The following is a 238-nucleotide window of genomic DNA, read 5'->3' as shown; positions in this document are numbered from 1 at the left end:
CAGACCCCAGGTGGTGGCGCAGTCACGATGCTCGCAGTCATAGGAGTCGCCACGAGATCCGACGGACGCGACGGCCTCGGCTTCGGCGAGCCGCTCGGTGTAGCGAATCGCTCGATATTGGACTCCGCGGTCGCTGTGATGCGTGAGCCCGGTGACGTCCTGCCCGGCGCGCTGCCGGGTCCACAGCCCCATGTCGAGCGCGTCGAGTGCCAGGTCGGTGCGCAGCGACGTGGACACC

1 pseudogene is annotated in these 238 nt (G+C 68.9%); it reads right to left on the bottom strand.

Going from position 1 to position 238, the window contains the following annotated elements:
* Positions 1–238 (bottom strand): annotated as a pseudogene (locus tag QWY28_RS23860) (hypothetical protein); the annotation flags it as partial.

The sequence above is a fragment of the Nocardioides oceani genome, assembly GCF_030412965.1.
GTDB lineage: Bacteria > Actinomycetota > Actinomycetes > Propionibacteriales > Nocardioidaceae > Nocardioides > Nocardioides oceani.
Note: the sequence above shows the minus strand (reverse complement) of the source record. Positions and strands in the feature narration are given on the sequence as shown.